Consider the following 6,595-nt stretch of genomic DNA (forward strand, 5'->3'; position numbering starts at 1 on the left):
ATTATCTCAGTAAGTAGATTTTCTTGATATTCTTCTCTGATATCTCCATATCCCCTTTATCCCCTTATCCCCCTTCTTATACTAACTACGATCAAAATATTCCTATTTCACAGGTCGAAAAATTTTAAAAATATAAAAAAATATAAAAAAGTACTTGACAAATTTTAATTAATGTGCTATAATTTATATATCTGAAGAAAGAAGGAATAATGAAAGATAGATAGCCTAAATAAAAATGGACAAAAAAGGTGAAAGGGGAAGGCTATGATAGTTCAGGCAGTTTCTCAAGAGAAAAATGGAAGGGGAGGGGAAAAAGAGGATTTTATTACAACCTATGTGGAAATAAAAGGTTACCCTATGTGTGGATAGAGTAGCCTTTTTTATTTTTTGAGGAAAGTTTTATCTACGGCGATTCAGCAAAAGTGATGTCTAATGAAGTGGAGTGACCAATCTTTTAGATCCTGAGACTCCTAAAATAAGGTGCGGGTCAGGATGACAGGCGAGTTGAGGAGGACATTCTCGGCCTCCTTGGTAAACCAGAAGACAAATTCTATCCTGAGAGGAGAGGAGAGGTGAGGTAAGTTATTAAAGAGTTCTGGAAAATGAGATTTTACTTTATGTGTCATTCACGCCAAAGCAGGAATCAAAAGAAAATAAATGACTTTGAAAGTTCGTATCAAGTGTGGAATGACAAAAAAAATGGTATTTCCCAGAAGTCTAATTTTAACAAAAAAAGGAGGTGAAAAAGAATGAAGAAATTACTAATGTTGATGGCTCTATTAGCCGTAATAGCAGTACCAGTAATGTGTTTTGCACATGTAGAGGGCGAAATTCCAGGTCCGACAGTACTGAAGTCGGATAATATCCCAGATGAGGGTGCAGGTGAGGAAGTGACGGTGAGGATTCGTGTGACGGCAGATGTGTACCCATATTTAAAGGTACGGATTAGCGAACAGCATATTCATTGGGAAATTACATCACCAGGGATCTATACGGAAGAAGGACCATATATTTGGGTCGATAGTAACTGTCCTTACGCTGTAGAGCTTGGCTGGACAGATTTAGAAGGTCCAGGTCCAGAGCCGATAGCCCTGCTAACATCCTATGAGCTGGTACCGGCGGGGATGTATGACGAGTGGATCTTAATGTGCAAAGTGAATGCTAATGGGAATCCTCCAGCGACCGCCAATTCTGAGGACTACTGTCTGTGGCCAGATGTACCTGTAGAACAGCAAGCCGATGGTTGGTATGAAGGTGAAGTTAGAATAGTCTTCCATGGACACATTTAGAGAAGAAGAAAGGTTTATAGATGAAAAAAAGGGGAAGGAGGAAAAAATTTCTTTCCTCCTTCCCTAAAAAGTGTGAAATAAGAATGATAACCGTGGAGAGATAAAAATATGCAATTGGATTGAGGGGAAAAATTATCCGAAAATAACTTGATGCTAAAAATTAGAGACAAGGAAACCGAAGGGAAAAATAAATATTAATGGTGAAAAATATGAATCTCGCGTGAAAGTGTGGTTATATAAATTTTGAAGTATAGAGAAGTAAATATTTATATGTGGGGAGAAAGAAAGAGTGTAGTGGTGCTATGTTACCGTGAAAATTAAACTAAAATATATAATTCTAAGGAGAAAAAAGAATGAGTAAAAAATTGAAGGGGTGGAAAGGTTATATAATAGCGTTGTTCTTAATAACAATTGCAATTACCAGTAAGGCAGATATTGCTTTGGCCAAGGGTGCAATATTAAAATCAGACCATATTGAGCAGGCTGGAGAAGGTGAGATTGTCACTGGTAAAATAAGGGTCACAGGAGATGTATACCCATATTTGAAAATAACAATTGTTGACCCTAATATTACCTGGGATATTAATGGTGGAACAGGAGAAGCGGCGAGTGCAGGACCGTTGGTAATGGTAAAGGCAAATTCTTTATTTAATATTGGTGTAGGTGATGTTGATAACTTAATAAATACAGCATATCCCCCGGACTACAATACAGGCGCAAATATATTAGAAACATGGTTTGCAACGGGGGATAACGAAATTGATAATCCATTTGAGGAAATATTACCACCCAATAAGGCTATCATCGCAGGAAGTAATGACCCTACTAATCCTAATCACGGGGATTTAGAATGGAATATTGCACCAACCTATATCTCGTATGTGAGTAAATATCTCTGGAATAAAATTAGGGTTGAAGGAAATGATGAAGCAGGTCATTATTTAGACCCAGATGGATATATTATCATCATCTATGGACATATTTAATATTATGGTTTGGTTCATATAAGTTAGGGGAGAAATTATCTCTCCAAATAGGGATAGATAAACGCCGATAGAAAACTTAGAGAGAGGAATAAATTCTTTCTTTTTAGCAACAATCTTTTGGGCAAGATGATAAGAAAGAGATAATTCTTTTCTAAGGGGGTAAAAGAGGGCTTCGTTTTATACGAGAACATTCAATATTTTGAAGGAGGTAAAAAAATAAAATGAAAATATATGTATATATTATAATAGGTATGATGATATTATTTAGCCAGGAGGTAAAGGCAGAATTAAATGCGGAATTAGATGCCTGGGGTAATGAAATAGAAGGAGAATGTGATGGAGAGAATCCAGGACCAATATTTATGTATAACACCATCGGTGCAAAATTAGACCCATTTATTACCGTAAATGTTCAAGGGACAGGATTGTACTGGGAGATTACTTCCCCAGGAAAATATAAGGCACCTGGAACAAAGATAGATGTAGAGGGAAATGCGCGCTGTGATATTTATTTAGAAGGGGCAGGTAATCTCGTTTATAAAACAAATCCTGCTAAACCTATATTAGAGGCTAGATATGCCATTGGTGGTGATAATCAGAATACTCCACCAGAGGACGAATTTAAAGACATAGCCTATTTATCCACTTATCCATTAGTCGAAAATTTGGATACCAGTGGTGGTCAAACATATTATCTATGGGGTGAAGTAACTTCAGGAATAGAGGACCCAGCAACAGTGGATGATAACAACCCACCTCAGTTCCCACCAAATGAAGGGGAATATCAAGATTCATTAGGATTTTGGATGACCTTTGTTGCACATTTGTAGTAACCGTTCACCGCACAGACACAGAGACGCAGAGAAAAAATTAAAGTAACCGTTCAGCCACAGAGGCACAGAGTTCACAGAGAATTAGAGAAATTAGCCACAAATGGACACGCATTATAGCACTTATTAATCGAAATTTGACATAGATAGGGCTCTGAAATTCCAAATCACAAATTCCAAATTCCATTTAGTGAATTAGTGAATTAAGCGAATTAGCGAATTAGTAAAATCTAATCTCTAATTCACTAATCTCTAATTCGCTTTTTGGTATGTGGAATTTGGTGCTTGGGATTTGGGATTTTTTTTACTTATCCACTCTGAGTAAAGTTTTGACTAATAACTGCTATATTCCCTCTGTGTTCTCTGTGACTCTGTGGTTATATCCTGAACGGTTACCATCCTCAAAACTTCACTCCCTAAATTTTTCCTAAGCCTTACCTATGTCAGTGATAGTGTCCGTGTCAGTGAAGAAACTCCTTCAACTCATCCAACACTTCCAACTCTTCCTACTCTTTCAACTCTTCCAGCAGAAGTATAGGTAGGTCTCCCAAGCCTTCATTCTTCTGCAATTTCTGCCCGTTTTAGTCTGAAGTTTGATGTCTATAGTCTACTGTCTGAATCACAGGAACGCTTACATATTTTTATATTATACCTCAAATTAAGATTAATTGCAAGTATTTTTTTAGTTGAAAATCTATCCTTTTTATGCTATACTCTACTCAAAATGGAGGATGATTCTATGGACTCACTTGAGATAAACAGTAAATCCAGAACAGAATTTATAGATATTACGGCAAAGGTAGAGGATATTGTCCGCAAAAGTGGGGTAAAAAGCGGAATATGTTATCTTTTTGTGCCACACACGACCGCAGGTATAACTATTAATGAAAATGCTGACCCAGGTGTAGTCGTTGACATATTAAAAGAACTTAACAAAATTATTCCCTTCAAAGATGGATATTTACATTCTGAAGGGAATGCGGATGCCCACATTAAATCTACGATTGTTGGGACTTCACTGAATATTTTTATCGAGGATAGCCGACTTGTTTTAGGCACCTGGCAGGGGATATTTTTTTGTGAATTCGATGGCCCGCGAAGAAGAAAGGTATTTGTTAAGGTAATTGCACATCTGTTTTCCCAATAAATTTATCGATAGTTGAATAGAATTTTTTATCTATTTTTTTACCTTCACAGCCAACTTCATACGCACACTCAACACATTCTAATCTTCTGCCGCCGAGTTCTTCTAATTTGCCCGCCTCATCTAACTTCTCTAATTTCTTACAGGCATCATGATAGCCCTGCCGAACTGCTTTTTTCAATTTTTCAGGGGTGAACTCAAATAGCCCTATATCTATATCCTTATCAGGCTGGATGACAATATTATTAATTAACTCTTTGTGCTGTTTAAAAGGAATACTTTGCTCGATTACGGTTTGAATTTGCTGGATTATTTCTTTATCTTTAGCAGTTTTTTTAAGGATAAAATCTATTGCCTCAACCATCTTTTGCCATGTCTTGATAACATTGTTTATTAATTCTGCCCGTTGAAAATCCTCCTCAGTCGTATTTTCTAAAAATATTTCGAGTGTTCGGGCAGCAATCAAAGGTAGATTACTAAATTGTAAATCTACCGGTGTGCGTTGAGGCGGTTTAATTAAAATAGTGAAAATATCTTTACAACCAGATTCGATAGCATTCATTAATGGGGTATTATTCCCTACCCCACCATCAATATATTGATAGCCCGAAATATCCTCCGGATTAAAGGCAACCGGGATAGCCGAGGTAGCCATCATACAAGAAATAGCCATCTTTTCAAAATCCGTATCTCTGACCTCTTTAATCGAATCCTTTCTTTTAATGAAAAATTTTCCATCTTCAGTTTTAACAAAGGTTTCCTCATTACCAATCTGAAGATTTGTCCCGGTAAGAATTAGTTTATTCCCGGAACCCTTCAGGTTATTGATATTGACTACACTTTTAACTAAACTCCGCAATGGAGTGGAGTCGCACAGGGAATTGATGTTAGAAACAATTTTAATTAACTTGCTTTTTGCCCAATATAACGAGATAATTGGAAAAAGGAATAAGATATCTCCAAAATTAAATTTTAATTTAATCTTGGGCGCAAATACCGACTTATTAGTAATTTTTTCCTGCCATAGCTTTATCAAATCATCAATCTGATTAGAGGCAATCAATGTTGCATTCAAGCCACCAACAGATGTGCCGACAATAACATCGAACTTAATTTTGGCATCGATTAGTGCCTTGACCACACCGGCTTCATAAGCCCCTTTTCCCCCGCCACCACTTAAAACTAAACCTATTTTAGCCATTTCATTTTACCTCCTTTGGACTTCTTACTTTTTATCCAGGAGTCGTAACCGTTCACCGCAGAGACACAGAGACGCAGAGAAGAAAATTAAAATTTATGGACGATAGGCTTAACATCCCTGATTTTCATCAGTGCAAGCTCTTGAGTCCAACAACATTAAACTTGCCCTGATGAAAATCAGGGATGGATTAACAAATCTGGCTTGCCGGCTGAACATTCGGCAAGCAAGTCATAAGTATTTCCATGTCTGCATCAATAATCTTTTATGTTATCTGATTTATTTCTATATCTTCTCTGTTCCTCTGCGTCTCTGCGGTAAATTACCACCTGAACGGTTACGAATTATTATCCAATTCCAATGTTGACAAATCCAGATTTTTCTTCAAATCTTCTGGTAAGGTAGCATTGATAAAATCATCTGCATTCTCTTTATTGGAAAACACCTCTTTAAAAAAGGCATCATGCGGATTGGATATCTCCATCTTTATTTTCTCCTGCCCCATTTTTATCTTACTGGTATTATAGCAGATAATTCTGTAAAAGTCAAAGGTTTTTTACTTTTGTCAGGAATTCTCGGTGAAAAATTAGATAGAGACTCATTATTCCTTATTTTTCTCTCAAAATGTTTACGAAAAATATTTTTTTCTATCTCTCCTAAACATAGATGAATTCAGTCTCTAAAAATTCACCGAGAATTGCTGAATGTACATTTTTCTTCTTGACATCAAATATCCTAATATGATAAACTTAAAATAGCTCTATAAAGCTGTCAAAAAAAACTGCCACAAAATGGCTTAGTTCAACCAGTCGCTGCACCTGACTGCGGGGGACTGTGCCGTGATTAAAGTTTTGTGGTATTTTCAAGGTTTTATCTTGCTAATAAAGTTTAGTGGTAATTCCTCCCGCAGCAGGTGAGTTCAGTCGTTAGACCATCGCGAGCAATCGAGGAGGATTGGATAAATAAAGGTTAACTCCTGAACCTGTCAAAAACAGGTTTTATCCGAGAACGTTCATAATTTGTAACCGTTCAGGCTATATATCAAAAGTGTAAGAAAGGGGATAAGGAGATAAGAGTGATATGGAGATAAGATAATAGAAATAGATTGAAACTTATAGAAATTAGGTAGAAATTGATTGGGGAAAACA

General features: G+C 36.6%; 7 protein-coding genes. 5 read left to right on the forward strand and 2 right to left on the reverse strand.

What is annotated here, in order from left to right; translation table 11 throughout:
* The first annotated feature begins 749 nt into the window (after positions 1–749).
* From AB1422_14945 to AB1422_14960, 4 genes are all read left to right on the forward strand, one after another.
* Positions 750–1,289: a hypothetical protein gene (locus tag AB1422_14945; protein ID MEW6620609.1), complete on the forward strand. Its 540-nt coding sequence runs from the start codon at positions 750–752 to the stop codon at positions 1,287–1,289.
* A 353-nt stretch (positions 1,290–1,642) separates the two neighbouring features.
* Positions 1,643–2,275 (forward strand): hypothetical protein, encoded by a 633-nt coding sequence (locus AB1422_14950; GenBank protein ID MEW6620610.1) that lies wholly within the window; start codon positions 1,643–1,645, stop codon positions 2,273–2,275.
* Between the two features lie 221 nt (positions 2,276–2,496).
* Positions 2,497–3,105 (forward strand): hypothetical protein, encoded by a 609-nt coding sequence (locus AB1422_14955; protein MEW6620611.1) that lies wholly within the window; start codon positions 2,497–2,499, stop codon positions 3,103–3,105.
* Positions 3,106–3,844: 739 nt separating this feature from the next.
* A complete protein-coding gene (locus AB1422_14960; GenBank protein ID MEW6620612.1) occupies positions 3,845–4,252 on the forward strand; it encodes a secondary thiamine-phosphate synthase enzyme YjbQ in 408 nt (135 codons plus the stop codon).
* On the opposite strand, the gene AB1422_14965 is transcribed toward AB1422_14960, so the two are convergent.
* Positions 4,221–5,450 (reverse strand): patatin-like phospholipase family protein, encoded by a 1,230-nt coding sequence (locus tag AB1422_14965; protein MEW6620613.1) that lies wholly within the window; start codon positions 5,448–5,450, stop codon positions 4,221–4,223. The genes AB1422_14960 and AB1422_14965 overlap by 32 nt on opposite strands.
* Before the next feature lie 130 nt (positions 5,451–5,580).
* Here AB1422_14965 and AB1422_14970 point away from each other — a divergent pair, with 130 nt between their 5' ends.
* A complete protein-coding gene (locus tag AB1422_14970) occupies positions 5,581–5,814 on the forward strand; it encodes a hypothetical protein (protein ID MEW6620614.1) in 234 nt (77 codons plus the stop codon).
* Here AB1422_14970 and AB1422_14975 read toward each other — a convergent pair.
* Positions 5,785–5,931 (reverse strand): Rpn family recombination-promoting nuclease/putative transposase, encoded by a 147-nt coding sequence (locus tag AB1422_14975; GenBank protein MEW6620615.1) that lies wholly within the window; start codon positions 5,929–5,931, stop codon positions 5,785–5,787. The two genes, AB1422_14970 and AB1422_14975, sit on opposite strands and share 30 nt — an antisense overlap.
* Positions 5,932–6,595: the final 664 nt, after the last annotated feature.

Source organism: bacterium, from assembly GCA_040757115.1.
In the GTDB taxonomy this organism is placed as follows: Bacteria; UBA9089; CG2-30-40-21; order CG2-30-40-21; family SBAY01; genus JBFLXS01.